The sequence below is a fragment of the Thiorhodococcus minor genome, assembly GCF_010820565.1.
Lineage (GTDB): Bacteria > Pseudomonadota > Gammaproteobacteria > Chromatiales > Chromatiaceae > Thiorhodococcus > Thiorhodococcus minor.
In genome coordinates this window covers 1-1,508 of sequence record NZ_JAAIJQ010000243.1, presented here as the reverse complement: position 1 = coordinate 1,508, position 1,508 = coordinate 1, and the positions used below count along the sequence as shown (strand labels likewise).

Genomic DNA, 1,508 nt, shown 5'->3' with positions numbered 1-1,508 from the left:
CGATACTGGGCTCGCGGCGCACGATTACCCAGGCGGGAGTCACACCCGCTAGAACACGCGGCCTTGCCAGGCCGCACTGACCCCGCCTTTCCCCCGAGACCTGACCCCGCTTCCCCGTGACCCCGCTTCCGTAACGCTCCACCGCCTTCTGTCAGGATCTACGGTGAAAAATAGATCTTGACCCCTCTCCTTTCTTGATAAGCGGCGAAAAGAAACGAATAAACTCCTCGATATTCATATGTGATATGAATTCAGTTAGCTCACGTTCATTCCGAGGTAAACCTGGTTGGCTGGCCCATCGTTCGTTCCAAAGATCCTTCCTTGACTTTCCCATGATTCTTTCGGCGAGCATGTACGAGAAAGGATCAATGCCACATGCTGCGCCGCACTCACGAAGATCAGGATGATACACTAACAACTCAGATAGCTCATAGCTATAAGCCAGTTTTTCAGGTTGAACCTCCAGCAATTCAGAGATCTCTAGCAGAACAACACGCGCGCCGTACTTATCTTCCTCTGCAAGCATCAAGCTCTCGATAAATCCGTCGACTGACTGGGGATTTAGCTTGGAGGCTCGGGATCGCAGTTCTTGCGCTGCGGTGTTTACCTGATCAAATGTCTTTCGATTGCCAATCCAAAATAACGCAATTCCAAGAGCAGCAGAGATCAAAAGCCAAATTAAAGCGTTCATCTATGCGTCGCTATTTGCACTCAATCCAACAGCGCACGCCTGCCGTCGTCGCATATGCTGCGGTAAAAGTCGCCATTGCCGCAGCAGCTGTGCCATATCTTCCGAGACATTTAACTCTCCTCACATTGCCTGCACGGCGAACCTCTGGGCCCCAATTTGGATCAGCCCCTGGTAATCCAGAAAACCTCCTGTCAATGCTTCCCCAAGGGGATGCCCCAGACCTAATCTGACTTGGCGACTTCAAGCCAAAAAGAGGTGCGCCGACTCCAGGTAATAGCTCAGGAAGTAGCGGATCATTCATTAAGCAAGTTGCCCAGCATTGGCATTCCTCATCGCATTCGTCAGGAGGAGGGCACATACCATGCTCGCCGCAAGCGCTGTATGCGAGTCCGGTCGGATCGACCTTATTCACTGGATCCACGCGAACATATCCGTACAAGTTCGCCCCATCCCCCTCAAACCCAATCGGATCCTTCCCCAACCACCGCCCGGTATAGGGATCATAATCCCTGGCCCCGAACCGCACGAGCCCGGTCTCCGGCTCGTAGAGTCCGCCAGCAAACCCGAACGGCTGGAACCTCGGATGGGTGTCCAGCGTGACCACGCCCCAGGCATCGTAATCCATCCGCTGAGCGACGGCCCCGGTCTCGACGGCGACGACCAGCCGTGGGCTGCCGAGGTGGTCGGAGAGGATCCGGTAGGTGCTCTCCTCCTGCGTCTCGGGATCGATCTTGATCAGATAGGCCGGGACGTTGGCCTTGTCGCCATAGACGAAGACCGCGACGAGGTTGCCCTCGCCATCCAGCTCGGCGATGGG

General features: G+C 55.3%; 2 protein-coding genes. Both read right to left on the bottom strand.

The genetic code is table 11. The features are described from left to right. Positions 1 to 151: 151 nt before the first annotated feature. Positions 152 to 691 carry a hypothetical protein gene (locus G3446_RS26670; RefSeq protein WP_164456676.1) on the bottom strand — a complete coding sequence of 180 codons (540 nt, stop codon included), beginning with the start codon at positions 689 to 691 and terminating at the stop codon, positions 152 to 154. A gap of 10 nt (positions 692 to 701) precedes the next feature. Further along, a partial coding sequence (locus G3446_RS26665) for an RHS repeat domain-containing protein (protein ID WP_164456675.1) occupies positions 702 to 1,508 on the bottom strand: 807 nt, incomplete at its 5' end.